The sequence below is a fragment of the Streptomyces sp. CRCS-T-1 genome (genome assembly GCF_024442335.1).
Taxonomy (GTDB): Bacteria; Actinomycetota; Actinomycetes; order Streptomycetales; family Streptomycetaceae; genus Streptomyces; species Streptomyces koelreuteriae.
Map to the genome: position 1 here is coordinate 148,112 of NZ_CP101651.1, position 23,152 is coordinate 171,263.

A 23,152-nucleotide genomic window follows, 5' to 3' on the forward strand; every position below is an offset into this window, starting at 1 on the left:
CGTCGGATCCGGACAGTGTGCCAAAGAGCGAGACGGCCGCTGTCAGAGCCAGCGCTTCTTGCGGAAGACCAGGTAGACAAGGGTGACCAGGGCCGCTGTGGTGATCAGCATGGCCGGGTAGCCGAACAGCCATCCCAGCTCGGGCATGTGGGCGAAGTTCATGCCGTAGACGGCCGCGATCGCGACGGGGATGGCGATCAGGGCGGCGGCCGCGCTGATGCGCCGCACGTCGTGGTTCTGCTGGACGCTCGTCTGCGCGAGGGCCATGGTCAGGGCGTTGTCGACGAGCTCGGTGAGCACGGTGACCCGTTCGGCGGCCTGGGCGAGGTGGTCGGCGACGTCACGGAAGTACGCGGCCAGCTCCCGGTCCACGCCGGGGACGCGGCGCTCGGCGAGATCGCCCAGGGGCTGGGCCAGTGGCGCGACGGTGCGGCGCAGTTCGAGGAGCTCGCGTTTGAGCTGGTAGACGCGGCCGACGTCGTGTCTGGCGTCCGGGGAGAAGGCGTCGAATTCGACCTGGTCGGCGTCCGCCTCCAGCGCGGCGACGACATCGAGGTACTGGTCGACGACCGAGTCCGCGATCGCGTGCAGCACCGCGACGGGTCCGTGGGCCAGGCGCTCGGGGTCGGCTTCCAGGGCGGTGCGGACACCGCTCAGGTGCCGGGCGGGGTCATGGCGTACGACGACGATGAAGTCGCGGCCGACGAAGGCCATGATCTCGCCGGTGCCGACGATGTCGGTGGTGGGCGTCAGCTCCTCGTGTTCCAGGTAGACCGCGGTGCGCAGGACGAGGAAGAGGGTGTCGTCGTAGCGCTCCAGCTTGGGGCGCTGGTGGGCGTTGAGGGCGTCCTCGACGGCGAGCGAGTGCAGGCCGAAGGCCCGGGCGACGATCTGGAGCTGTCCGGCGGTCGGGGCGTGCAGGCCGATCCAGACGAATCCGCCGGGGCTGGTGCGGGTGACGTCCATGGCCTCGTCCAGCGGGAGGTGTCCGGGCCTGCGGCGCCCGTGCTCGTACAGGGCGCAGTCGACGACGGGGATCTCCTGCCGGGGCGTGTCGTGGGCCGTCATGGCTCACCTCCTCGCGGGACGCGGGTGCCGCGCGCGCCGCGATTACCACGATGGCATGGAAGCGCGGCAGCGTCATGGGACGCGTGGAGCGTGATGCGGCCACGGGCAGTACGTCCCCGTCCGGTGTCATGGGGGCTTTCTGGAACACCTCCGGGCGAGGGCCGGGCCAAGGCTCGCCCGGAGGTGGTGTGCGGGGGACGCGGCGGGCTACAGGCCCACGTCCCGGCTGCGGATGTCGTCCAGGGACTCGCGGCGTACGAGGAGCCGGGCGCGGCCGTCGCGCACGGCGGCCACGGGCGGGCGGCCGACCAGGTTGTAGCCGCTCGCCATCGACAGGTGGTAGGCGCCCGCGACGGGGACGGCGAGGAGGTCCCCGGGGCGTACGTCGTCGGGCAGCGGGACGTCGGCGGCGATCACGTCACCGGCCTCGCAGTGCCGGCCGACGACGGTCACCAGGGCCGGGGACGCGCTGCCGCGGCGGCCGATCAGGCGCGGCGCGTACCGCACCCCGTACAGCGCCGGCCGGGGGTTGTCGCTCATGCCGCCGTCGACGGCCACGAAGGTGTGGCCTCCGGTGCGCTTGACGGACAGGACGTGATACAGCGCGATGCCGGCGGGGCCGGCGATGGCCCGGCCGGGCTCGATGATCAGGCGCGGCACGGTGAGGCCGGCCGACGCGCACGCCTCGGTCAGCTCCGCGCGGACCTTGCGGGCCAGGGTGGTGAGGTCGAGGGCCTCGTCGCCGGGGCGGTAGGCGATGCCGTGGCCGCCGCCGAGGTCGATCTCCGGCAGGACCAGTCCGTGCTGCTCGTACAGCCGGGCCATCAGCCCCACCATGCGGCGTACGGCGGAGAGGTAGGGCTTGACGCTGGTGATCTGTGAGCCCAGGTGGCAGTGCAGACCGGTCAGTTCGAGCTGGGGCTGGTCGAGTATGCGGGCGATGGCGTGCTGGGCGTAGCCGTCGGAGATCGACAGGCCGAACTTCTGGTCCTCCGTGCCGGTGCGGATCTTGGCGTGGCCGCCTGCGCTGATGCCGGGCACGACGCGGACCATGACCTTCTGGTGGCCGTCGGGTCCGACCGCCGCCGCCAGCCGGGCGATCTCGGAGGGGCTGTCGATCACGATCCGTCCGACGCCGAGGCGCAGGGCGGTGTCCAGGTCGCGCGGGGACTTGGCGTTGCCGTGCAGGACGATCTTCTCGGGCGGGAAGCCCGTGGTGACGGCGAGTTCCAGCTCACCGGCGGAGCAGACGTCCAGGCCCAGGCCTTCCTCCTCCATCCAGTGGACCATGGCCCGGCACAGGAACGCCTTGGCGGCGTAGAGGACTTCGGTGTCGGGGAAGGCTGTCCGGTAGGTGCGGCAGCGTTCGCGGACCTCGCCCTCGTCCAGGACGTAGACGGGGGTGCCGAAGCGGTCCGCTATCTCCGCGAGCGGTACGCCACCGACGGTCAGGTCCCCCGCACGGGGCTCGGTGGTGGAGGCGGGCCACACCGACAGGTCGGCGGCGGTGGTGGCAGCGGTGGTGACCGCGGGTTCGTGGACGGTCGTCATCGGGTGATCCCCTCTCCTGCGATCAGCAGCGCCAGTGCCGGGACGAGTGCGGAGGCCTCCTGGAGCGGCGCCGTGGACTTCCCCGGTCCGCAGGCGGCGGATCGGGGGGCGGTCCGTGCGGGCGCCGGTGCGCACAGCTGGGGGTCGACCGTGAGGGCGGTGACGCCGAGCGGTGCGGTCAGTGCGCGCAGCGCGGGCTCGGCGAGCCTGATCCACGCCTGGTCGGGGCCGAGCGTCTCGGCCAGTGCGCGTCGGGACGTGAATCCGACGGTGGTGCGCTCACCGAGCGGTGTGCGGAAGAGACGGGCCACGCACCCGTCTGGTCCCGGCCGGACGGGCACGAACAGGAGTCCGGCCGGGAGACGATCGGAAGGCTCCGGGTCTTCGCCGGGCAAGAGTTCTGGCATGGGACGCCTCCTGGAAGGGACCGGCCGGCTGACAACCCCCGGTGCGGGGGTGCGTGCCGGTGCTCTCCAGTGACGCTATGCCCGGGCCCCCAGGTCCTTTGACCCTTCATGACGGGACGCTGACGGCTGCCGGGCCGATGCTGACGGATCTTTGACGCGAGGGGCCGGGGCCTCGGAGTACGCCGTCCCGGGCGGCTCCGGGGCGAGCGGCTGGGCCGCGTACGTGATACGGACGACGCCGTCCTCGTGCCGCTCCGTCCTGCCCCGTACGCCGAAGACGCCACGCAGGACGTCCGGCGTCAGGACATCCAGTACGGGTCCGGCCGCCACCACCTCGCCCTCGTGAAGCACCACGAGGTGGTCGCAGAGCCGGGCGGCGAGGTCGAGGTCGTGGAGGACAGCCAGGGTGGTGATGCCGGTGCTGCGGATCAGGTCCAGGAGTTCGAAACGGGCGCGGATGTCGAGGTGGTTGGTGAGTTCGTCCAGGACCAGCAGATGCGGGCGCTGGGCGAGGGCGCGGGCCAGGAGGACGCGTTGGCGTTCGCCGCCGGAGAGGGTGGCGTAGTCGCGGTCCGCGAAGGGTGCGACGCCGCAGCGGTCGACGGCCTCCGCCACGGCCCGGCGGTCCTCGGCGCCGTCCCGGCCCATGAGGCCGTGGTGGGGGGTCCGGCCCAGGGCGACGATCTCGGTCACGGTCAGGCCGGTGCTGGTGCCGGCGTCCTGCAGTACGGCTGCCGTGCGGCGGGCGGCGGTGCGCGCGGACAGCGCCCAGACGTCGTCGTCGCCCACTCTGACGACGCCGTCGGCCGGGCGCAGTGAGCGGTAGACCGTGCGGAGCAGGGTGGACTTGCCGCTGCCGTTGGGGCCCACGAGCCCGACGATGTCGCCCTTGGCGGCCTCCAGGTTCACCTCGCGGAGGATCGGCCGGCGGTCCAGGGTGATGTGGAGGTTGTCCACGGTCAGTTTCATACGGTGTCCAGGCCCTTGTTGCGGCGCAGCAGCCACAGGAAGAAGGGGGCGCCGAGCAGGGCGGTGAGGATGCCCAGCGGCAGTTCGTTGGGGCGGTTGACGGTCCGGGAGAGCAGGTCCACGACGACCAGGTAGACGGCTCCGAGGAGCGCGGTCAGGGGCAGCAGCCTGCGGTGGTCGGCGCCCACGGTGAGGCGGACCAGGTGGGGGATCATCAGGCCGACGAAGCCGATGCCGCCCGCGACGGCGATGACGGTGCCGGTGAGCAGGGCGCTGATGACCAGCAGGACGGCGCGCAGCCGGTTGACGTCCACGCCGAGCGCGGTGGCGGACTCGTCGCCGGCCAGCAGGGCGTTGAGCCGCCGTCCGAACAGGGTCAGTACGAGGGTGCTCGTCAGGACCACGACCGTGACGGTGGGCAGTTGGTCCCACTGGGCTCCGGCGACGCTGCCCAGCATCCAGAACATCACCGTCCGCAACTCGGTTGGGGTGGCCATCAGTTGGACGAAGCTGGTCAGCGACAGCAGGACGTAGCCGACCGCGACTCCGGCCAGGACCAGTCGGGTGGGGGCCAGTCGGCCCCGTCGTTGTCCCAGGGCGAAGACCAGGGCCCCGGCAGCCAGGGCGCCGACGAACGCGGCCCCCGACACCCCGAGACCGGCCAGCCCGCCGAGGGCGACACCGCCGAGGGTGATGACCAGAACGGCCCCGAGCGAGGCTCCGTAGGAGAAGCCCAGGACGATCGGGTCGGCGAGCGGGTTGGAGACCAGGGTCTGCAGGACCGCCCCGGCGACGGCCAGGCCCGCGCCGACCAGGGCGGCCAGGGCGACGCGGGGAGCCCGGAAGCTCCAGACGATCTGGTCGGTCGCCGGGTCGGCGGTGGCGCCCTGCCCGGTGATGTGGTGCAGGAGGATCCGCCATACGTCGGTCACCGGGACGGTGACCGCTCCGATGCTCACCGCCACCACCATGACGGCGACGAGGACGACCAGCAGGACACCGACGGCGAGCGACAGCCGCAGGCCGTTCAGACCTTGTCGGGGTGCAGCATCCCGGCGATCTTCTCCACGGCCAGGTCGTTGCTCGGGCCGAGGTACATCGAGTCCGACAGCGCCACGTACTTCTTGTTCTTCGCGGCCGGCCACTGGGGGAACTCCTTCAGCAGTTTCTTGGCGTAGGCCGCCGGATCGGGGTCGTTGTAGCCGATGACGACGAGGGCGTCGACGTCGGTGGCGGCCACCTTCTCCTTGCTCAGGTCGGCGAAGGAGGTCTTGGAGGCGTTCTCGAAGGCGTTGGAGCCGCCGGCCTGGGCGAGGATGTCGTTGTAGATGCCCTTGGCGACGACCGAGCTGAAGTCGTTGCCGCCCATGGCCATGTTGGAGAACAGGACCATGACCTTGGGCTTCTTCTCGCCCTTCACCTTGGCGGAGACGCCGGCGATGTTCTCCTCCGAGGCCGCGATCAGCTTCTCCGCGCGCTCACTCCTGCCGAAGATCTTGCCCATGTCGCGCAGCAGCGTGTAGCTGTCCGCGATGGTCATCTTGGAGGTGTCCTGGTCGCAGCCCTGCGGGGAGACGTAGCTGTTGGCTCCGACCTGCTCCAGCTGCTCGCGGGTGGCGAAGCCGTTCTTCTCGTCGAAGCCGTAGGAGGTCGTGGAGAGCACCAGGTCGGGGCGCAGGCCGATCATCGCCTCGCGCGGGATGTCGTAGGCGTCGTTGAGTTTGACGTCGCCGTTCGGGAGCGCCTTGATCGCCTTGGCGCGGCCGGGGACCTCGGACATGCCGTAGCTCTGCTGGTTGGCGACGATCTTGTCGCCGAGGCCCAGGGCGAGCAGGGTGGAGACCTCGGCGACCGAGGCTCCGTTCATGAGGACGACGCGTTCGGGCGTCTTGGTGAACTTCTCCGGCACCCCGCAGTTGTCGAGGGTCACGGGGTAGCCGGGCGCGGCGGCCTTGGACGCCTTTCCCTGGTCCGTCGAGGAGCCGGCGCATGCCGTGGTGATGAGGCAGAGGGCGCCGGCCAGGGCTACGGCGACCGGCCGTTTCGTCGACATGCTTGCTCCTTGGTGCGGGCTGTTCGTGAGCCGTGGTGGGTTCCGGTGCAGTAGTCGGGGGGCGGAGCCGTTGAGTTCCCGACGCGGCCAACTACTTTGCGGACGAGGCGAGATGGCTCCGCTTTCGGGGCGGCGGGGGCAGCACGCCCGTGGCCACGCAGTGGTCGAGGTAGCGGAAGACGAGGTCCCGGTCGACGGACGGGCGGGTGATGCCGCTGCCGTGCAGTCCGCTCACGACGTTGTCTGCGCGGACCCGTCCGAGACGCAGGTCGGGCTCGGTGTCCCAGGAGTCGAAGAAGGCGAGCGTGGTCGCCGCCGCACCGGACGTACGGGGAAGCTCGGCACGCCACTGGTCCAGCGGCATGCGCCGCAGGGGGTAGCCGTACTCCTCCAGCCAGTCGTAGACCTCGCCCAGTCGCACGGGGACGCTGTCGGCGTGGTTGAACACCCGTGCCGCCGAGAGGGGTTGACCGAGGCTGAGGTGGACCAGGGCTTTCGCGGCGTGGTCGACCGGCGTCCAGACCTCCTCCTCGAACAGGTCGGGCACGATGCCCGCGGGAACGCCCGCGCGCAGCACGCTCCACAGGAAGTCCCGCTCGTTCACGTAGCCGGTGGCGTGCGGGCCGACGACGCGGCCCAGCCGGTGCACGGTGACCGGCAGACCCCGCTCGGCGGCCTGTTCGAGCAGGCGCTCGGCCGCCCACTTGGACTGCTGGTAGCCGTAGCGCAGTCCGGGGTGGGGCGGCAGGAACGCCTCCGGCACCTCAGGGCTGAGGGCGAAGGGCGGGGCGACGGAGAGGGTGGAGACGAAGTGCAGGGGGGCCGACCGTACGGCCGCCATGCGCAACAGGTCTTTGACGGACTGGGTGTTGGCGGCGTGGAGGGTGGTGTAGTCGCGCATGATGCTGACGGTCGCCGCGTTGTGGAGGATCGCCCCGCAGGTGCGGGCGAGTTCGCTGAACGTCTCTTCGTCCAGGCCGAGTCGGGGTCGGGCCAGGTCGGCGCAGACCGCCGTGACGCGTTTCCTCGCCGCTTCAGGGAGCTGTATGCGGTGGGTTTCCAGGGCCTGGTGAAGGCGGGCGGTGGCCTCGGCGGCGCTCGGGGCGCGGACCGTGCAGACGACCTCCGCGTCGGTGCCGGTGAGGAGTTCCGCCAGCAGGTGTACGCCGACGAAGCCCGTGGCGCCGGTGAGCAGGACCCTGTCCGGTGTGCCGTGTGTCCGGCCGCCGTCGCCGGGCCTGATGTCCGGGTCGAGGACGCTGTCGGTGAGCAGGGACGCCGGAAGACCCGGCACGGTCGGCCGGCCCTGCCGCTCCAGGTAGCGGGCCAGCCCGGCCGGGGTCGGGTGCTGGAACAGCCAGGCCACCTTCACCTCGCGGCCCAGTTCGACGCCGAGCCGGTTCGCTACCTGGATGGCTTGGAGCGACTGGGCGCCGAGGTCGAAGACATCGTCCTCGGCGGATACGGCGGACACGCCGAGCATGTGCTGCCAGGCGGCGGCGATGGTGCGCTCCATCGAGCTGTCGGCCACCGCCCTCTCCGGCTGCTCGCCGGGGGTGGCCAGCGCCTTCCTGTCGGTCTTCCCGGAGCTGGTCCGGGGCAGGCGGTCCAGGAACTCCACGGCCGTCGGGATCATCGCCGCGGGCAGCACCTCCCGGAGGCGCTCGCGGATCAGGGCCGCGGCCGGGGCGGGCCCGTCCGGGACGACGTACGCGCACAGCCGCCGTGTTCCGTCGCCCAGCACCTGGCCGACGACAGCGGCGTCTCGGACCCCCGGCTGGGTCACCAGCGCACTCTCGACCTCGGCCGGGTGCACCCGATGTCCGCTGATCTTGAACTCGCTGTCCGCGCGGCCCAGATGGCGTAGCTGCCCGTCGTCGCCGATCCGCACGAGATCACCGGTGCGGTAGGCGCGGGGCGCCCCGGGGAGGCGGTCGAGCGGGGCGAAGCGCGAGGTGTCCGGGACCGGTTCTCCTCGGTAGCCGAGGGCCAGGTTGTCGCCCAGGAGGTGGAGTTCGCCGTCGACGACCGCCGCCCTCGTGCCGGGGAGGGGCAGCCCGATCGGGACGTCCCCGGGGGCGAGTGAGGGGTCGTGGAGGTCGGCGACGGTGGCGGCCACGGTGGCCTCTGTGGGGCCGTAGGTGTTCAGCAGCCGGACCGACGTCCCCACGGCCTTGCGCCAGCCGTCGACCCGGGCGGGCAGGGCCGGCTCGCCGCCGATGACGACGGTACGCACCTCGGTGGGCAGGGTCGCGGTACCGGTCGAGACGGCGTAGGCCAGTTCGTGCCAGTACGCCGTCGGCAGGTCAAGGAAGCTGATCCGCAGCCGGGCGCAGGCGTCCAGGAACCCGGGGACCGACTCGGTCATGTCGCCGTCGCGGACCACGAGGGTGGCGCCCGCGCAAAGCGTAAGGAAGAGCTCTTCGACGCTGGTGTCGAAGTGGAGCGGGGCGAACTGCAGGACGCGGTCACCGCGGTGGAGGCCGTAGCGGTGGGTGGCGCCGGCCACGAAATGGGCCAGGGCACGGTGGTCGATCTCCACGCCCTTGGGACGGCCGGTGGAGCCCGAGGTGTGGAGGACGTAGGCGAGACCGTCCGGCGTCGGTGCCGTCGGCGTGGCGGCCGGGGACTCGGGTTCCGGCTGGTCGAGTCGCAGTATCGGCAGGTCGGTGAAGTCGCCCGTACGGGCGCCGGACGTCACCACGAGCGCGGGGTGGGCGTCGGCCAGCAGCTCGGCCCTGCGCGCCGGGGGCGCTGCCGGATCGAGCGGGCAGTAGGCCGCCCCGGACGCCAGGACTCCCAGGACGGCGGTGACGGCCTCGATGCCGCGCGGCAGGGCGACGGCCACCAGGTCACCGTGGCCGACCCCGTGAGCGGACAGGCGTCGGGCGAGCGAGCGTGCCGAGCCGAGGAGTCTGGCGTAGGTGATGGTGCGCCCGTCGTGTTCCACGGCGACGGATCCACCGTTCCGGGCGGACTGGCCGGCGATCAGGTCGAGGACCCCACGCGCCGGGCCGGGCAGCGGCCCTCCGTCCAATACCTGGACCGCTTCACGCGCACGCGACTCCCCCAGCGCCCGGTCGGGGGCTGCGACGGCCTCTTCGAGCAGGGAGAGCAGCCCTTCCTGGAACGCGGTGACGTCCGCCTCGTCGTAGAGGTCGGGGTTGGCGTCCAAGGCGATGCGCAGGCCCCCGCCCTCGGAGCGGTCGTAGACGTTGACGGACAGGTCGTCGACGGGGCCCGCGGAGATGTTGTGGACCGTGCTGCGGTGTCCGGCGAATCGCAGGTCGTACGCGAAGGGCATGATGTTGACGCCGGGGCCGGACAACCGGCGCTGTCCGCCGACGAGTCCGAGGTCGCGCCGCAGATGTTCGTAGCGGTAGCGCTGGTGCGGGAGTCCGGTGCGGAGTTCGGCGGAGACCCGGGCCGCCAGGTCGCGCAGGCTGTCCGAAGCGGTGACGGTGACGCGCAGGGGCAGGATGTTGCGCACCATGCAGGGGACGCGCAGTGAGACGGAGCCGAGGCGGCCCATCGCCGGCAGGCTGAGGACGATCTCCCCGGCTCCGGTCGTGTGGTGCAGATGGGCCGCGGTCACGGCCAGCAGGATCTCCGACCAGGTGATCTCGATGTCGCGGGCGACGGCACGCAGGGACACCGTCCGAGCGGCGTCGAGGTCGACCACCCTGCGGTGGAACGTGCGCGCGGGCAGGGCCGTACGGCCGGCGGGCGTGGCCACGGGCGGCCGGTCCGCGTACCGGTCCGTCCAGTGGGCGCGGTCCTGGGCGAAGCGGGGTGAGGAGCGGTAGGCCCGTTCCTCGTCCCGCACCGAGGCCAGGGTGCCGAACCCGCTGTCCCCCGGCGGCTCGCCCGCCACGAGTGCCGTGTAGACCTCGGCGATCCGGCGCGCGACGAGCGAGAGCCCGAAGCCGTCGAGGGCGATGTGGTGGACGCGGTGGTACCAGAGGTACTCCTCCGGTGCGATGCGGAGCAGGGCGTGGCCGAAGAGGGGGTCGCGCGTGAGGTCGACGGGTCGGGCCATGTCCTGGTCCATCCAGGCCAGGGCCGCCGCGTACGGGTCGGGCTCGCCGGTGAGGTCCGCGGTGTACGGGCGCCAGTCGGCGGCCGGGGCGTCGGTCTGCCAGGGGCGGCCCTGGTCGTCGACGACGAAGGCGGCGTTCAGGGCCTCCGTCTCCGCGACCACGTGGCGCAGCGCCGCTTCGAAGGCGGAGGGGTCCAGCGGGCCGTGGATGTGCGCGTACTCGGCGGTGTTGTAGGCGGGACTGTCCGCGTCGAGGTGCTGGCCGGTCCAGATGCCCTCCTGGGCGGCCAGCAGCGGATGGCGCACCGCTGTCACGCGGTTCCTCCCCCGGATACGGAGAGCAGCCGCCACCACTGGGCGAACGAGGTGCACTCGGCGAGGTCGACGAAGGTCACTTCCACGCCGGACTCCCGCCACCGTTCGATGAGGGTGACGACGCGCAGGGAGTCCAGTCCCGCGTGGAAGGGGTTCTCGTCGAGGTCGACTTCGTGGGGCTGCTGGTGCAGGAGTTCCGCCAGGTCGGCGCGGAAACCCTCCAGCGTGAGGGGAGCAGGCATGTCGTTCTCTCTCAATGAGCCGATGGACCGGTGGACCGATGGACCGGTGGGCCGTGGCGTCCGGTCAGTTGACCTTGCGTGCGGAGTCGCCCCAGAAGCGGTCGCGCAGTTCCCGGCGCAGGATCTTGCCGCTGGGGTTGCGCGGGACGCTGTCGATGAACTCATAGCGGGCGGGCAGCTTGAAGCTCGCCAGGCGCGGGACGAGGAAGGTGTGCAGGTCCCGGGGCCTGGGCCGCAGCCCGGCGGTGGGGACGACGAAGGCGTGCACGTACTCGCCCCAGCGTTCGTCGGGGGCGCCGACGACGACCGCCTCGGCGACTTGGGGGTGGCTTTCCAGGACGTTCTCGATCTCGGCGGGGTAGACGTTCTCGCCGGCGACGAGGACGGCGTCCTTGATGCGGTCGCGGATGAAGACGTAGCCGTCCTCGTCGACGTATCCGGCGTCCCCGGTGTGGATCCAGCCGTCGACCAGGGTCTCGGCGGTCTTGTCGGGCAGGCCCCAGTACTCGACCATGTGCGCGGGCGTGGCCAGGCAGACCTCGCCGACGGCGCCCGGCGGCAGTTCGCGGCCCTCCCCGTCGATCACCTTGCTGCGGACTCCCGGGTAGGGGCGGCCCGCGGCCTGCATGAGGGGGCTGCCGGGGACATGGGCGGCCGGTGGCAGGCAGACGGCGGTGTTGCCGGTCTCGGTCAGGCCGTAGATCTGGGCGAACTCGCAGTCGAGGACGGCGAGGCTCTCCTCCAGCAGGGCCTCGGAGATCGGGGAGCCGCCGTAGACCGTCTTGCGCAGGGTGGTGAAGTCCTCGGCTCCGACGCCGGGTTCCAAGAGCATCATGCGGAGCATGGCGGGCACGACGCAGGCGGTCGTGATGCCGAGGTCGCGGATGAGGTCGACGGCTTGGCGGGCGGCGAAGGCGCGCAGGGCGACGACCGTGGTGCCGGCGTCGAGGTTCTGCGTGGCCCACCACAGTCCGCCGATGTGGAATCCGGGGATGCCGATCAGGGCGATGTCGTCGGCCCGCCAGTCGATCCAGTCAAGCCCCTCGCTCCCCAGGGCGTCGCGGATCGCGAAGAAGCTGCGGTGGGCGAGGACGACGCCCTTGGGCAGTCCGGTGGTGCCGCTGGTGTAGAGCTGGGCGACGGGGGTGTCGGAGGTGGCCTCGAACTCCGTGTCATGGTGCGGGTGCGGTGCGCGCCATTCCTCCAGGGAGCCCAGGTGTACGACGGTTTCGGGCTCCGATGCGACGGCTGCCGCGAACTCCTCCTCCACGAACAGCAGCCGGGTGCAGGAGTCCTGGAGGATGTGGCCGACCTCGGGTGCGGTGAGCCGCCAGTTGACCGGGACGAGGACGGTGCCGGTCTTGGCGCAGGCGAAGAGGATCTCGTAGTAGTGCTCGGACTCCTTGCCGAGGTAGGCGACCCGGTCACCGGGGGTGAGCCCGGCGGCGCGCAGGGCGTGGGCGACGCGGTTGCTCTCGCGGTGGAGGGCCGCGTAGGTCAGGCTGCGGCCCTCGCACAGCACCGCCGGGTGGTCCGGTCGGTGCTCGGCGTGGTGCCGGGTGGTCTGGACGAGTGTCTTCACAGGTGAACCCTTCGGCGGTCAGGGGACGTTGACGAACGCGAGGGTCACCTCGCCGTCGCAGCGGCCCGATGCGGCGTCCCGGTAGCGGAAGGCGGTATCGGCGTGCAGGAACGGGGTGCCGTCGGCCCGGGTGCGCCGGGTGACGGACCGGAATTCCATCTCCCCGGAGAAGGCCCGGGGATCGACCGGACGCCGGAAACGCGCCGAGAAACGGGCGATGAGAATGTCCGGCAGCTGATGCTTCCAGAAGTCGTCCATTGTCCAGGATTCGAACCCCGTACCGATCCCGTCTTTCACGGACTTGGCGACGAGGTAATACATCATCTGGTTGTAGCAGATGTTCACCTCGACGGAATTCAGATGCCCGGTGTCGTCGATGTAGCACGACTCGGGGATCTCGAACTCACAATGGGCGAAAGCCCGGCCGTCCGTTTCCGTCACGGCAGCCGAACGCAGGTACTTGCAGTGCTCCTTGTAGGGCGCCAGCACCTGGGCCAGCAGCGCTTCGTCCGTCATGCCGCCACCTCCATCCCGTCGTGGAGCCGACGCTCGTCGTGCACGGTGACGCGGTGGGAGACGGTCGGCTCGGGTGTGGTGGTGTGCCGGGCGCGGTGGATGAGGCTGCGGTTGTCCCAGACCAGCAGGTCGCCCTTCTCGAAGCCCTGCAGGTGGATGTTCTCGTGCTCGAAGGCCTCGTCGAGCTGGCCGGTGGCGTCGAACAGCCGCTTCAGCAGCTCCTCGTCGAGCGGCCGGCCGCCCTCGTCCTCGATGCCGACCGTGAAGCCCTCACTGATGTAGAGGACCGTCTCGCCGGTCATGGGGTGGGTGAAGGTGGTCGGCTGCCGGACGGCCGGGGTCTTCCGTTCGACCTCGTCGATGATTTCGGAGAGCGGACGGTAGACGTCCTGGGGCCGGATCTTGAAGTACTTGCGCACGGAGTGCCGGCAGTAGGTTCCGGCGATCTCCTTCTTGAGGTCCGCGGGCAGTCTCTCGTAGGCCCGGCCCATGTCGATGAAGTACGTGCCGCGGTTCTTCTCGGGGACGACCTGAGGGTGGATGAGGGTGATACCGAAGGGGTTCGGCATGAACTGGTAGTCGGCGTGCCAGAACTTGCCCGTTTTCGGTACGCCGATCTGCTTGCCGTTCTCCGGCACGTTGGAGGAGACGAATATCTCCGGCACCTCGGGGTGCTTGTACATGGGCTCGTAGTACGTCTCGGGGCGGCCGAGCCGCTTTCCGAGTTCCAGGAATTGCTCGGGAGCGAGGTCCTGGCCCTTCAGGATCGCGATCTTCTTGGTGTAGACGGTGTTCTTGAGCGCCGCGATATCGGCTTCCGAGGCGGTGGTGTGGTCGAAGTCCTCGACCGTCGCGCCCATCGCGTCGCCGGGCTGTTGCTTGATCTCCATGACGAGGTGTCCTTACGTGAAAGTGAGACGAGACAGCCCACGACCTGCGCGTGGCCGGGGCAGAGAGGAGGGCTCAGGGACCGCTGGTCCCCTCGGCCGCGGTGGTGCCGGTGGCCCTGGGGAGGAGGAGCAGCGCGAGCGCGCCGCAGCCGATACCGCCCGCGATCACGAGGACAGCGGTACGGATGCCGTCGAGGAGCCCGGGGCCGGAGCCGTTCTGCCCGACTCCCCCGGCGACCGCGACCAGGACTGCGAGGCCGACCGCCCCGCCCACCTGGAGCGTGGTCGACGCCAGCCCCGAGGCGATGCCCTGGTCTTCTGGGGCCACTCCGGCGGACGCGGCGATCCACATCCCCGTCCACGCGGCCCCCTGGCCGAGCCCCAGCAGCACGATCCCCGGCAGCAGAGCGGGGTACGAACCGTCGGAGGTGAGCGCCAGGCCGAGGGCCGCGGCCCCGGCGGCACCCAGCGCCATGCCGCCGACCAGCATGCGGCGCGTGCCGAAGGCGGACACGGCCCGTTCGCCCGCCTGCGTACCGAGGGCCACGACCACGGCGGGCACGAGGAACGCGAGCCCCGTCGCGATCGCGCTGTAGCCGTGGACGGTCTGGAAATACAGGGTCAAGAAGTACGGCACCGAACTGAACGTGGCGCTGAACAGGGCGGTCACCCCCATGGCCGTGAGCAGGCCCCGGTGGGCGAACAGCCGGGCCGGCATGAGCGGGTCACGGGACCGTGTCTCGATGACGGCGAACAGCGTCAGCAGAACGGCCGAGAGCGCCGCGCTCGTGAGGGCCGTGGGACTGGCCCAGCCCTCCGCGGGGGCCCTCACCAGCAGGAAGACCAGGAGTGTGACCCCGCCCGTCGCGGTCAGCGCGCCCGCCACGTCGAAGTGCCGCGAGCGGTCGACCGGCCCGTCCCCGGGGAAGAGCGACCACCCGGCGACCGCGAGAGCCCCGGCCACGGGCACGTTGACGAAGAACACAGCCGGCCAGCCGAACGCCTCCACCAGGAAGCCGCCGAGGAGGGAGCCGAAGCAGAGCCCGCCGGCGCCGGCGGCACTCCACACCGCCAGGGCACGGTTCCGGTCCGGTCCCTCGTCGTACAGGGTGTTGATCAGGGACAGCGTCGCGGGGAACAGCAGAGAGCCGCCGATCCCCTGGACCACCCTGACGGCGATCAGGACGCCGGGTGACTCCGAGACTCCGCCCACGAGGGAGGAACCCGCGTACAGCAGGGCCGCCAGGACGAACATCCGGCGCCGGCCGAGCAGATCCGCGGCCCGCCCGCCCAGCAGCAGACAGCCCCCGGTGGCCACGACATAGGCGCTGACCACCCACTGCAGGTCATGGTCGGAGAAGCCCAGCCCGCTGCCGATGTCGGGCAGCGCGACGTACACGATGTTGTAGTCGAGCGAGATGACGAGCTGCGCCGCCGCCAGCACGAGCAGCGGAAGCCCGAGCGGCTTTCGCGGGGCGGTTCTTCCCGGCTCTGTCGCGGCCGTCATCGGTCGCCCCCGCTCTCCCCCATCAGCCGGCGGATCTCGGTGATCAGGGCGACCAGCGCCCGACGTTCCGGAAGGGTCGTCTCCGGGTGCCAGAGGTCGATGAGCAGGCAGGTCCGTGGCCTGGTGCCGTCGTTACGTGCCTCGTGCTCGAAGGAGTAGTCGAAGAGGAGGCATTTGCCCTCCTCCCATGAGCGGGTCTCCCCCGCGACCGTGATGCGGCACCCTTCGGGGATGTCCACCGCGAGATGCAGATTGATGCTGAAGTTCCACAGATCGCAGTGGGGTTCGATGAAGGCGCCCGGCAGCAGGGTGGAGAAGTGGCTTTCCAGGAGAGGGCATATCTTGCCCGTGTCGACAGCGACGTCCTTCAGTACCCGATAGGCGGTCGGAGCCGCGATGGCCGATTCCTCGACCAGGCCGCCGTCGCGGTAGAGGTACAGGGCCTGCCAGTTCTCCTGGCGTGTCAGATAGTGCTCGTAGTCGGCGAACGCCTCCCGGCGTTCCTCCCACGCGCTGAGCAGCTCCTTCTTGATGGTCCGGTGGTGAGCCTCCAGCTCCCGTACGACGGGGGCCAGTTCGGCGTGGGCGTAGGGGTCGTGCCAGGGAGTGGGCGAGAGGCCCGGCATGATCCACTTGGCCGCCTTCTGCAGCGGATGCCGTTCGACCCCGCCCGGCTGCAGCATCCGCTCGACCCGGGTGATCGATTCCGCGCCGAACTCGGCTCGGACGGCGGCGAAGGCGTTCTCTATCTCTGGTGTCACCGTCTGCCTCTCACCTGTTCCGAACCGCCTTCGCCCTGGGACTGTCGTGTCGGACCAGTAGTCGGTCGGGGACGGGCTCGAGTTCCCCGCCCGCGCCGGCTTTCTCGGCCTCCTCCAGGAGCGTGACGAGGGCCGCCCGGGCCCGTGCCACCCGCGAACGGATCGTGCCCACGGGGCAGTCGCCCGCCCGGGCCGCCTCGTCGTAGGGCAGTCCCGCCAGTTGGGTGCGGACGAACGCCTCACGGCGCTCCGCGGGCAGCGCGTCCAGCAGGTCGAGCAGGGCCACGCCGTCGTCGAAGCCGGGCAGACCGGTCGGCTGGGCGCGTTCGACCCATGCCGTCCAGTCGTCGACGTCGGCCTGTTTCGGCCGTGTGGCGGCGTAGCGCAGGCTGTCGACGACCGTGCGGCGCGCGATGGTCAGCAGCCAGGTGCGTGCCGACGAGCGCCCCTCGAACCGGTGCAGGCTGCCGAGCGCCCGCAGGAACGTGTCCTGCGTCAGGTCGTCGGCCGCCTGACGGTCGGCGGAGAGGTAGGTGACGTAGCGGACGACGTCCGGGTGGAGTGCGCGTACGAAGCGGTCGACGGCGTCGGGGTCGCCGGTCCGGGCGGCGAGAGCCCAGGCCGTGGCGCGGTCGTCGCGGACAGGAGTGATCACCTGATGTCCTTCTCGTTCTCGGGTGATCCGGGGCCGGTTCGGCAGGGTGGTGGCATGGTTGAGCACGCCACGGCCGAAGGGGCCCTGGACGGGAGTGGGACGGAGCCGGCTGTCTCAGACGACAGCGGTCCCGGCCGGAGGCCCCCGAGAGACGATCGTGTACGCGAAGGTCAGCCGCGGGACCCGCTCCGCACGTTCACGCGTCGGCCGCAGGCGGGGCCGACGGGGCGGGACGGGCAGCGGCAACGGCAGCCGCAGCGGAGCGGCCAGCCGGCCGGCGACGGCCCGCAGAAGACGGAAGGCCGCCCGTTCACCGAACGCCAGCCACACACCGGTCAGCAGAGCGGCCAGCAGGTGGGCGGCGAGCATGCCGAGCGACGACGGGTCGCCGGTGCCGTGGGCCATAGGGTCCATGTGGCCCATGTGGCCCATGTGGCTGATGTGGCCCATGTGGCTGATGTGGCCTATGTGGCCCATGTGCTGGGCGTGCGCCGCGTGGCCCATGCCCATGGATCCCATGCCCATCGAGCCCATGTCCGACGGCACCCCGGCACCTGTGCCGGAGCCCGGCGCCGTCGACTGGCCCCAGGAGAAGGCCGAGTGGAGCGTCCCCTGCGCGACGACGACCACCGTCACGACCAGCGGAAAGCCCCGTTCACGGCCCGCCAGCGCCCAGCCGGCGCCGCTCGTGACGGCGAACCCGGCGGCCAGGGTCCACCACGGCACGGCGGAGCCCGACATCAGTACGTGCCCGAGGGCGGCGAGCAGCACGCAGAGGGCCGCGAACACCGCGGCCCGCACCGTGCGCGCACACCACCCAGCGGTCATGACGCCCGCTCACCCACGGTCCTGTCCGGGTCGGACCACCACCGCGAGGGTCTTCACCGCCCCGCCGCGTTCGAAGTGCAGCGTGAAGGCGACGAGGTCACCGGTCCGCCAGCCGCCCTTCCTCACCGGCACGATCACGCCGAGGCTCGCCGGTGACATCGCGAGGCTCGTTCCGGCCGGGACTCCGACCGAGGACACCGTGCGGTCGGAGGCCGTGTTGGAACTCGTCATGACGTGGCGGCTCAGGGTGGGCCCGCGGTCGCCGGTTCCGGCGGTCGTCACCTTCAGCAGCCGGTCCGGCGCGCCTCCGCTGTTGGCGATGCGGAAGTAGGCCGCCGTGTCCGGGGTGCTACCGGTGGGCGCGAACATCCTGCCGTCGGTGACCTTGATCGAGGCCGGGGTGCCGGCGTTGCCGTAGGCGGTCCAGAGGCTCAGTCCGCCGAGGGCGAGCCCGCACGCGGCGACGGGTGCGACCGCGGCGACGAGGGTGTCGGTGAGCCGGCGGCGGGTCGGGCGCCAGGGGAGCTGTCCGGTCATCGGGTGTGCCTCCGGGCGGCGGCGGAGGCCGAGGGCGAGGGCTGCCAGGCGCGCAGCCGCAGGCTGTTGGCGACGACCAGCACCGAGCTGGCCGACATCGCCGCGGCGGCGAGCATCGGGTTCAGCAGACCCACCATGGCCAGCGGGACGGTGACGACGTTGTAGCCGAAGGCCCACACCAGGTTGGCGCGGATCGTGGCCAGCGTGCGCCGGGCGAGCCGGACCGCGTCCGCCAGGGCCTCGATGTCGCCGCGCACGAGCGTGACATCGGCGGCGCCGGCCGCCACGTCCGTGCCGCCGCCCATGGCGATGCCCAGATCGGCACCCGCCAGCGCGGCCGCGTCGTTGACACCGTCCCCGACGACCGCGACCCGGTACCCCTGCTCCTGCAGGTCCCGTACGAGAGCGGCCTTGTCCTCGGGGGTGCGGCGGGCGTGCACCTCCTCGATGCCGAGCGCCCGCGCGACGGCCCGGGCGGGCGCCTCACGGTCGCCGGTGGCGAGGACGGGCCGTACTCCGAGGCGCCGCAGCCGGTCCACGGCCCGGTAGCTGCCGGGCCGCAGGACGTCCCCGACCTCGATCAGGGCCTCGGCCCTGCCGTCCACGCGGACCACGACAGGCGTACGCGCGGCGTCCTCGGCCCCGGCCAGGGCGTCCACGAGTTCGCCGGGCAGGTCGTCGTCGGGGGCGAGGACTTCGACCAGCCGCCCCTCGACGCGCCCCCGCACTCCGCGCCCCGGCAGCGCGCTGAACTCGCTCACCTCCGGCAGCCTCTGCTCGCCCTGCTCCCGCCGCGCGCAGGCGCAGACGGCCCGCCCCAGGGGATGCTCCGACCCCTGTTCCACGGCGCCCGCCAGCCGCAGTACCGCCGCCTTTCCGAGCCCGTCCGCTACGGCCGTGATCCGGGCGACGGTCATGTGGCCGGTGGTGAGGGTGCCGGTCTTGTCGAGCACGACGGCGTCGAGATGCTGAAGCCCCTCCAGGGCCTGCGGGCCGGTGACGAGCACGCCCAACTGAGCGCCCCGGCCGGTCGCGGCCATCAGCGCGGTCGGTGTGGCGAGGCCCAGCGCGCACGGGCAGGCGACCACCAGGACCGCGACGCACGCGGTGAGCGCGGCCTGCGGATCGGCGCCGGCGCCCAGCCAGAAGCCGAGCGCGGTGACGGCCAGAGCGAGCACGACCGGCACGAACACCCCGGCCACCGAGTCGGCCAGCCGCTGGGCGCGCGCCTTCCCGGCCTGCGCCTCGGTCACCAGCCGGGTGATCCGGGCGAGTTGGGTGTCGGCGCCGACGGCCGTGGCGCGGACGAGCAGCAGCCCTCCGGCGTTGACGGCTCCGCCCACCACCGCCGATCCCGGTCCGACTTCCACGGGTTCGCTCTCGCCGGTGACCAGGGACAGATCCACGGCCGAACTGCCCTCCGTCACCTCCCCGTCGGTGGCGACCCGCTCGCCCGGTCGTACGAGGAAGACCTGTCCGGCCCTCAACTCCTCGACGTCGATGAGCCGTTCCGAGCCGTCGGCCGTCCGGACGGAGACCTCCTTGGCCGCGAGCCGGGCCAGCGACCGCAGCGCCTCCCCCGTCCCGTGCCGGGCCCGTGCCTCCAGGAACCGCCCGGCGAGCACGAACAGCGGTACACCCACGGCCGCTTCGAGGTAGAGGTGAGCGACGCCGTCCGAGGCGGTGGGTACAAGGGTGAACGGCATCTTCATCCAGGGGTCGCCGGCGCCCCCGAGGAAGAGCGCGTACGCCGACCAGGCGAAGGACGCCACCACACCCAGCGACACGAGCGTGTCCATGGTCGCCGCGGAGTGCCGCAGTCCCCGGACCGCCCGTGTGTGGAAGGGCCAGGCACCCCATACGGCCACGGGCGCGGCGAGTGCGAAGCAGAGCCACTGCCAGTTGCGGAACTGCAAGGCGGGCGCCATGGACAGGACCAGTACGGGCAGCGCGAGCAGGGCAGTGACGACGAGCCGGTTCCGTTCCTGCCGGGTGCCCTCGGCATCGCCGCCGTCGTCGCTCGCCGGCTCCTCCGCCTTCCTGGGCGGCTCGGGCAGGGCGGCGGTGTAGCCGGCCTTCTCGACGGTGGCGACGAGTTCCTCCGGGCCGATGTCCGCCGGATGACTCACGCGGGCCATGCCGGTGGCCAGATTGACGGTCGCGGTGACCCCGTCCAGCTTGCCGAGCTTCTTCTCGACCCGGGTCACACAGGCAGCGCAGGTCATGCCGCCGACGGTCAGGTCGGTCGTCACCAGGACCGTCCCCGCTTCAGCGCCCATCAGCCGTGTCCCCCCTGCATGCCATCCATGTCTCCCATGCCGCCGCCACCGTGACCGCCCGGTTCGCCGCCGTCGCGGCTCGTGCTGTCGCCGCGCATCCCGGGTGCGACGGGGCCGGCGCCGACGCCGACGGCGTAGGACACCGCGAAGATCAGAACCAGCAGCAGGAGGAAGCCGCAGAGCGCGGGCGGAGGCGCCGCTCTCCGCAGGCCCGCGCCCACGCCGCTCGAAGGGGACTGCTGAGCCTCGTCCATCAACCGCGTCTCCAGGTCACGTCGTACGACGTCGCTCGGATCGCGCCGCACCGGTTCAGAGGTCGGACGGGCCGTCAGATGAGTTCCCGAGGCTGTGTATGGCGCGTGTCACACGAGGCCGGAGCACGCGTTCCGGACACGCCTCTGACGCGCGACAGCCTGAGGCCGCCTCCATGGCTTCGATCTACATGACCTCGATGCTGATGATGCAGGTGTCGTCGTCCGTGTCGGACCTGCTGTACGTGAGCAGATGGTCGAGGCGCTGGTCGAGGGTGGTCTTCTTGGCACTGGCGGTCACCAGGAGGTGCTTCAGGGACTCCTCCATGGAGCGGTCCCTGCGTTCCACCAGTCCGTCGGTGTACATCAGCAGCGTGTCGCCGATCTCCAGCCGCATCTCCTCCTCCTGGTAGGTGATGTCGGACGCGGCGCCGAGCAGCAGGCCCTTGAGGAGGGGCAGGGTCGTCGCCTGACCGTCCCGTACGAGGACCGGCGGCAGATGTCCGGCTCGGGCCCAGCGCAGGACCCGGCTCGAGGGGTCGTACAGCGCGCAGACTGCGGTCGCCGTCACCGAGTCGGAGAGGTGGTGGGCGACGCTGTTCAGCCAGGACAGCAGCTGGGCCGGGCCCGCTCCGGTGACGGCGAGGCCGCGCAGGGCGTTGCGGAGCACGACCATGCTGGTGGCCGCCTCGATGCCGTGCCCGGCGACGTCTCCGACGCTCAGCAGGATGTGCTTCGAGGGCAGGACCACGGCGTCGTACCAGTCGCCGCCCACGAGGTGATCGGTCTCGGCGGGCCGGTAGCGCACGGCCGTGCGCAGTCCCGGCGCGTCGAGGGGTGCCGCCGTGGAGGGCATGATGGCCTGTTGCAGTTGCAGGGCCAGTCGGTTCCGCTCCGCGGACTGCTGTTCGGAGTGGGCGAGTTGGTCGCGGGTGGCGGCGAGGGCTACCTCGGTCCAGTGCTGGGCCGAGACGTCCTGGTAGGCGCCCCGGACGGCGAGGAGGCTGTCGTCGATGTCCACGACGGGTTCGGCGACCACCCGGATGTGGCGGGTCACCCCGTCCGGGCGCAGCAGGCGGAAGGCCGCCGACGCCGGTTTGCGGTGGTGCAGCACGGTCCGCAGGAAGCGGCCGATGGTGACGGCGTCGTCCGGGTGGGCGTGGGCCCGCAGTTCCTCGACGGGGGCGGGCCCGTCGGTCTCCGCGCGGCCGTAGAGGGCGAAGAGCTGGCTGTTCCAGGTGATCTCGCCCGTGACGAAGTTCTCCTCGAAACCGCCGATCCGGCCGAGGCGTTGCGCGTGTTCGAGGAGATTGGCCAGGCGGGCCATCTCGTCCTCGATGCGCCAGATCAGCAGCACGCTGTCGCCGTGTCGGGTCATGCTGACCTCTGCGACGGAGGACAGCGGCACCTGGTCCACGAGCGCGGTGAGTGTCATGTGGCCGGCCCGGAACGGCTCGCCCGTGGCGTAGACCCGTTCGAGGTGGCTGAAGAGGCCGTTCTCGTCCGCTGCCAGGGGGTACGCCTCCAGCAGCAGGGCGCCGTCGACGGTGCTGCGGGGGCGTCCCGCGGGGTCGCGGAAGCGGTGGTTGACGTGGTGGATACGGAAGTCGGTGAGATGTCCGGTGTCGTCCACCTGGGGGGTGAGCACCAGCGTGGGGTCGTACAGCGAGTCGGCCAGGTCCGCCAGTTCCGACAGGCCGGACCTCAGCGGAGGGCCGTCGAGCGGCAGGGTGGAGGGCGAGTGGATCTCCAGGGTGTGCGCGCACAGTTCCGCGAGCGCCTCGAACTGCCGGACGACAGCGGGTGGTTGCGGGACCAGCGGGGTCGGCCAGCAGATCTCGAGCACGCCGTGGATCCGTCCGCCCACTCCGGTGGGGACGGCGACCCTTCCGCCGTCGGGGTGATGGGTACGGCCGATGGACGGCGGCCCGGACGCTGCCAGGGACCGGATCCACTCGGGCCGGCGCTCGGTCAGCGCGGTGCGGGCGACGGTCGCCACGCCCGGCGGCACATAGCACCAGCGCTCCGCCTCGCCCTCGGGGAACCCGGAGCTGCCCGCGAGGGTCAGGGAGCCGTCGGCGCCGGCCGCCCAGATCGCCACGCCGGTCGCCCCGAGAGGTTCCAGCGCGTGCTGCAGCAGGGAGTCGGCGACGGCCTGGGTGTCCTCGGCGGCCAGGGCGCTGCTCTCCGCTGTGCGCAGCCGTACGGCGGACACGGCGGCCGGCGCGGCGGGCGGGGTGCCCCGGACCGCCGTCGCGAAGTCGACCGCGACCTCGGTCAGGCGGTCGCGTGCCGCCTGGTTGATGATGTCGACGGCCAGTTCGAGCGGCGTCATCGCCGACTGTTCGGCGAGTTCGGCCAGTTGCCGGGCGGCTTCGGCGGGACCGCAGTGCAGGCGTTCGACGAGCACGCCCTTGGCGAGATCCATGAGGGCGCGTCCGTCGGCCGCGGCGTGCGCCGCCTGCACCTCGTGGCGCAGGCGTTCCACCGTGACGGCCAGCCGGCCGACCGGAGAGGCCAGCGGTCCGCCGGGCGGCTCGGCCGCCGGTATGACGTCGCCTCCGGCGGCCTCGGCGGCCGGCAGGCCCTCCGCGGCGGCGTGCCGTCGCGGCTCATCGTCCCGGGAGGGGTCCCCGGACAGATCGGTGCTGCTCACGTGGACGCTTGCTCCTTCTGACCCGCACACCGTGTGGGAGGCGTCG

Annotated in this window: 19 protein-coding genes; all 19 read right to left on the reverse strand. The window is 71.7% G+C overall.

What is annotated here, in order from left to right:
- Nucleotides 1-42: 42 nt before the first annotated feature.
- On the reverse strand, nt 43-1,068 hold the full coding sequence (locus NNW99_RS00675) for a magnesium and cobalt transport protein CorA (protein ID WP_215116613.1): 1,026 nt from the start codon (nt 1,066-1,068) through the stop codon (nt 43-45).
- Between the two features lie 207 nt (nt 1,069-1,275).
- The gene (gene lysA, locus NNW99_RS00680) at nt 1,276-2,619 is read right to left on the reverse strand and encodes a diaminopimelate decarboxylase (protein WP_215116614.1); all 1,344 of its coding nucleotides are present in this window, start codon (nt 2,617-2,619) and stop codon (nt 1,276-1,278) included.
- Nucleotides 2,616-3,026 (reverse strand): SAV_915 family protein, encoded by a 411-nt coding sequence (locus tag NNW99_RS00685; protein WP_215116615.1) that lies wholly within the window; start codon nt 3,024-3,026, stop codon nt 2,616-2,618. Before NNW99_RS00685 ends, lysA begins: the two co-directional genes overlap by 4 nt.
- A 75-nt stretch (nt 3,027-3,101) precedes the next feature.
- Entirely contained in the window at nt 3,102-3,995 is an 894-nt protein-coding gene (locus NNW99_RS00690; RefSeq protein ID WP_251057661.1) for an ABC transporter ATP-binding protein, read from the reverse strand.
- Nucleotides 3,992-4,966 carry an iron ABC transporter permease gene (locus NNW99_RS00695; protein ID WP_215116616.1) on the reverse strand — a complete coding sequence of 325 codons (975 nt, stop codon included), beginning with the start codon at nt 4,964-4,966 and terminating at the stop codon, nt 3,992-3,994. Before NNW99_RS00695 ends, NNW99_RS00690 begins: the two co-directional genes overlap by 4 nt.
- Before the next feature lie 56 nt (nt 4,967-5,022).
- Entirely contained in the window at nt 5,023-6,048 is a 1,026-nt protein-coding gene (locus NNW99_RS00700; RefSeq protein WP_215116617.1) for an ABC transporter substrate-binding protein, read from the reverse strand.
- Nucleotides 6,049-6,139: 91 nt separating this feature from the next.
- Entirely contained in the window at nt 6,140-10,402 is a 4,263-nt protein-coding gene (locus NNW99_RS00705; protein ID WP_215116618.1) for a non-ribosomal peptide synthetase, read from the reverse strand.
- Nucleotides 10,399-10,644, reverse strand: coding sequence for a phosphopantetheine-binding protein (locus tag NNW99_RS00710; RefSeq protein ID WP_215116619.1), 246 nt, complete (start codon nt 10,642-10,644; stop codon nt 10,399-10,401). The genes NNW99_RS00705 and NNW99_RS00710 overlap by 4 nt, the downstream gene beginning before the upstream one ends.
- A 64-nt stretch (nt 10,645-10,708) precedes the next feature.
- Nucleotides 10,709-12,226 carry a long-chain-fatty-acid--CoA ligase gene (locus NNW99_RS00715; RefSeq protein WP_215116620.1) on the reverse strand — a complete coding sequence of 506 codons (1,518 nt, stop codon included), beginning with the start codon at nt 12,224-12,226 and terminating at the stop codon, nt 10,709-10,711.
- A gap of 18 nt (nt 12,227-12,244) precedes the next feature.
- Entirely contained in the window at nt 12,245-12,742 is a 498-nt protein-coding gene (locus NNW99_RS00720; protein ID WP_215116621.1) for an FcoT family thioesterase, read from the reverse strand.
- Nucleotides 12,739-13,632: a TauD/TfdA family dioxygenase gene (locus NNW99_RS00725; RefSeq protein ID WP_215116622.1), complete on the reverse strand. Its 894-nt coding sequence runs from the start codon at nt 13,630-13,632 to the stop codon at nt 12,739-12,741. The genes NNW99_RS00720 and NNW99_RS00725 overlap by 4 nt, the downstream gene beginning before the upstream one ends.
- Before the next feature lie 73 nt (nt 13,633-13,705).
- Nucleotides 13,706-15,139 (reverse strand): MFS transporter, encoded by a 1,434-nt coding sequence (locus tag NNW99_RS00730; RefSeq protein ID WP_215116623.1) that lies wholly within the window; start codon nt 15,137-15,139, stop codon nt 13,706-13,708.
- Complete coding sequence (locus tag NNW99_RS00735) at nt 15,136-15,900, reverse strand: aspartyl/asparaginyl beta-hydroxylase domain-containing protein (RefSeq protein ID WP_215116624.1); 765 nt, start codon at nt 15,898-15,900, stop codon at nt 15,136-15,138. Before NNW99_RS00735 ends, NNW99_RS00730 begins: the two co-directional genes overlap by 4 nt.
- Before the next feature lie 10 nt (nt 15,901-15,910).
- Complete coding sequence (locus NNW99_RS00740) at nt 15,911-16,555, reverse strand: sigma-70 family RNA polymerase sigma factor (protein ID WP_251057662.1); 645 nt, start codon at nt 16,553-16,555, stop codon at nt 15,911-15,913.
- Between the two features lie 114 nt (nt 16,556-16,669).
- Nucleotides 16,670-17,383, reverse strand: a complete 714-nt coding sequence (locus tag NNW99_RS00745) for a hypothetical protein (protein WP_215116625.1) — start codon at nt 17,381-17,383, stop codon at nt 16,670-16,672.
- 9 nt (nt 17,384-17,392) lie between these two features.
- The gene (locus tag NNW99_RS00750; RefSeq protein WP_215116626.1) at nt 17,393-17,920 is read right to left on the reverse strand and encodes a copper chaperone PCu(A)C; all 528 of its coding nucleotides are present in this window, start codon (nt 17,918-17,920) and stop codon (nt 17,393-17,395) included.
- Nucleotides 17,917-20,199 (reverse strand): cation-translocating P-type ATPase, encoded by a 2,283-nt coding sequence (locus NNW99_RS00755; protein ID WP_215116627.1) that lies wholly within the window; start codon nt 20,197-20,199, stop codon nt 17,917-17,919. The genes NNW99_RS00750 and NNW99_RS00755 overlap by 4 nt, the downstream gene beginning before the upstream one ends.
- Nucleotides 20,199-20,453, reverse strand: a complete 255-nt coding sequence (locus NNW99_RS00760; RefSeq protein WP_215124093.1) for a hypothetical protein — start codon at nt 20,451-20,453, stop codon at nt 20,199-20,201. The genes NNW99_RS00755 and NNW99_RS00760 overlap by 1 nt, the downstream gene beginning before the upstream one ends.
- A gap of 184 nt (nt 20,454-20,637) precedes the next feature.
- Nucleotides 20,638-23,106 (reverse strand): SpoIIE family protein phosphatase, encoded by a 2,469-nt coding sequence (locus tag NNW99_RS00765; protein ID WP_215116628.1) that lies wholly within the window; start codon nt 23,104-23,106, stop codon nt 20,638-20,640.
- Nucleotides 23,107-23,152 lie beyond the last annotated feature (46 nt).

Bases quoted from the DNA above. Each gene is read 5' to 3' on its own strand.
- NNW99_RS00675 (WP_215116613.1), bottom strand. From the start codon at position 1,068: ATGACGGCCCACGACACGCCCCGGCAGGAGATCCCCGTCGTCGACTGC.
- lysA (WP_215116614.1), bottom strand. From the start codon at position 2,619: ATGACGACCGTCCACGAACCCGCGGTCACCACCGCTGCCACCACCGCC.
- NNW99_RS00685 (WP_215116615.1), bottom strand. From the start codon at position 3,026: ATGCCAGAACTCTTGCCCGGCGAAGACCCGGAGCCTTCCGATCGTCTC.
- NNW99_RS00690 (WP_251057661.1), bottom strand. From the start codon at position 3,995: ATGAAACTGACCGTGGACAACCTCCACATCACCCTGGACCGCCGGCCG.
- NNW99_RS00695 (WP_215116616.1), bottom strand. From the start codon at position 4,966: ATGGTGGTGGCGGTGAGCATCGGAGCGGTCACCGTCCCGGTGACCGAC.
- NNW99_RS00700 (WP_215116617.1), bottom strand. From the start codon at position 6,048: ATGTCGACGAAACGGCCGGTCGCCGTAGCCCTGGCCGGCGCCCTCTGC.
- NNW99_RS00710 (WP_215116619.1), bottom strand. From the start codon at position 10,644: ATGCCTGCTCCCCTCACGCTGGAGGGTTTCCGCGCCGACCTGGCGGAA.
- NNW99_RS00720 (WP_215116621.1), bottom strand. From the start codon at position 12,742: ATGACGGACGAAGCGCTGCTGGCCCAGGTGCTGGCGCCCTACAAGGAG.
- NNW99_RS00725 (WP_215116622.1), bottom strand. From the start codon at position 13,632: ATGGAGATCAAGCAACAGCCCGGCGACGCGATGGGCGCGACGGTCGAG.
- NNW99_RS00730 (WP_215116623.1), bottom strand. From the start codon at position 15,139: ATGACGGCCGCGACAGAGCCGGGAAGAACCGCCCCGCGAAAGCCGCTC.
- NNW99_RS00745 (WP_215116625.1), bottom strand. From the start codon at position 17,383: ATGACCGCTGGGTGGTGTGCGCGCACGGTGCGGGCCGCGGTGTTCGCG.
- NNW99_RS00750 (WP_215116626.1), bottom strand. From the start codon at position 17,920: ATGACCGGACAGCTCCCCTGGCGCCCGACCCGCCGCCGGCTCACCGAC.
- NNW99_RS00755 (WP_215116627.1), bottom strand. From the start codon at position 20,199: ATGGGCGCTGAAGCGGGGACGGTCCTGGTGACGACCGACCTGACCGTC.
- NNW99_RS00760 (WP_215124093.1), bottom strand. From the start codon at position 20,453: ATGGACGAGGCTCAGCAGTCCCCTTCGAGCGGCGTGGGCGCGGGCCTG.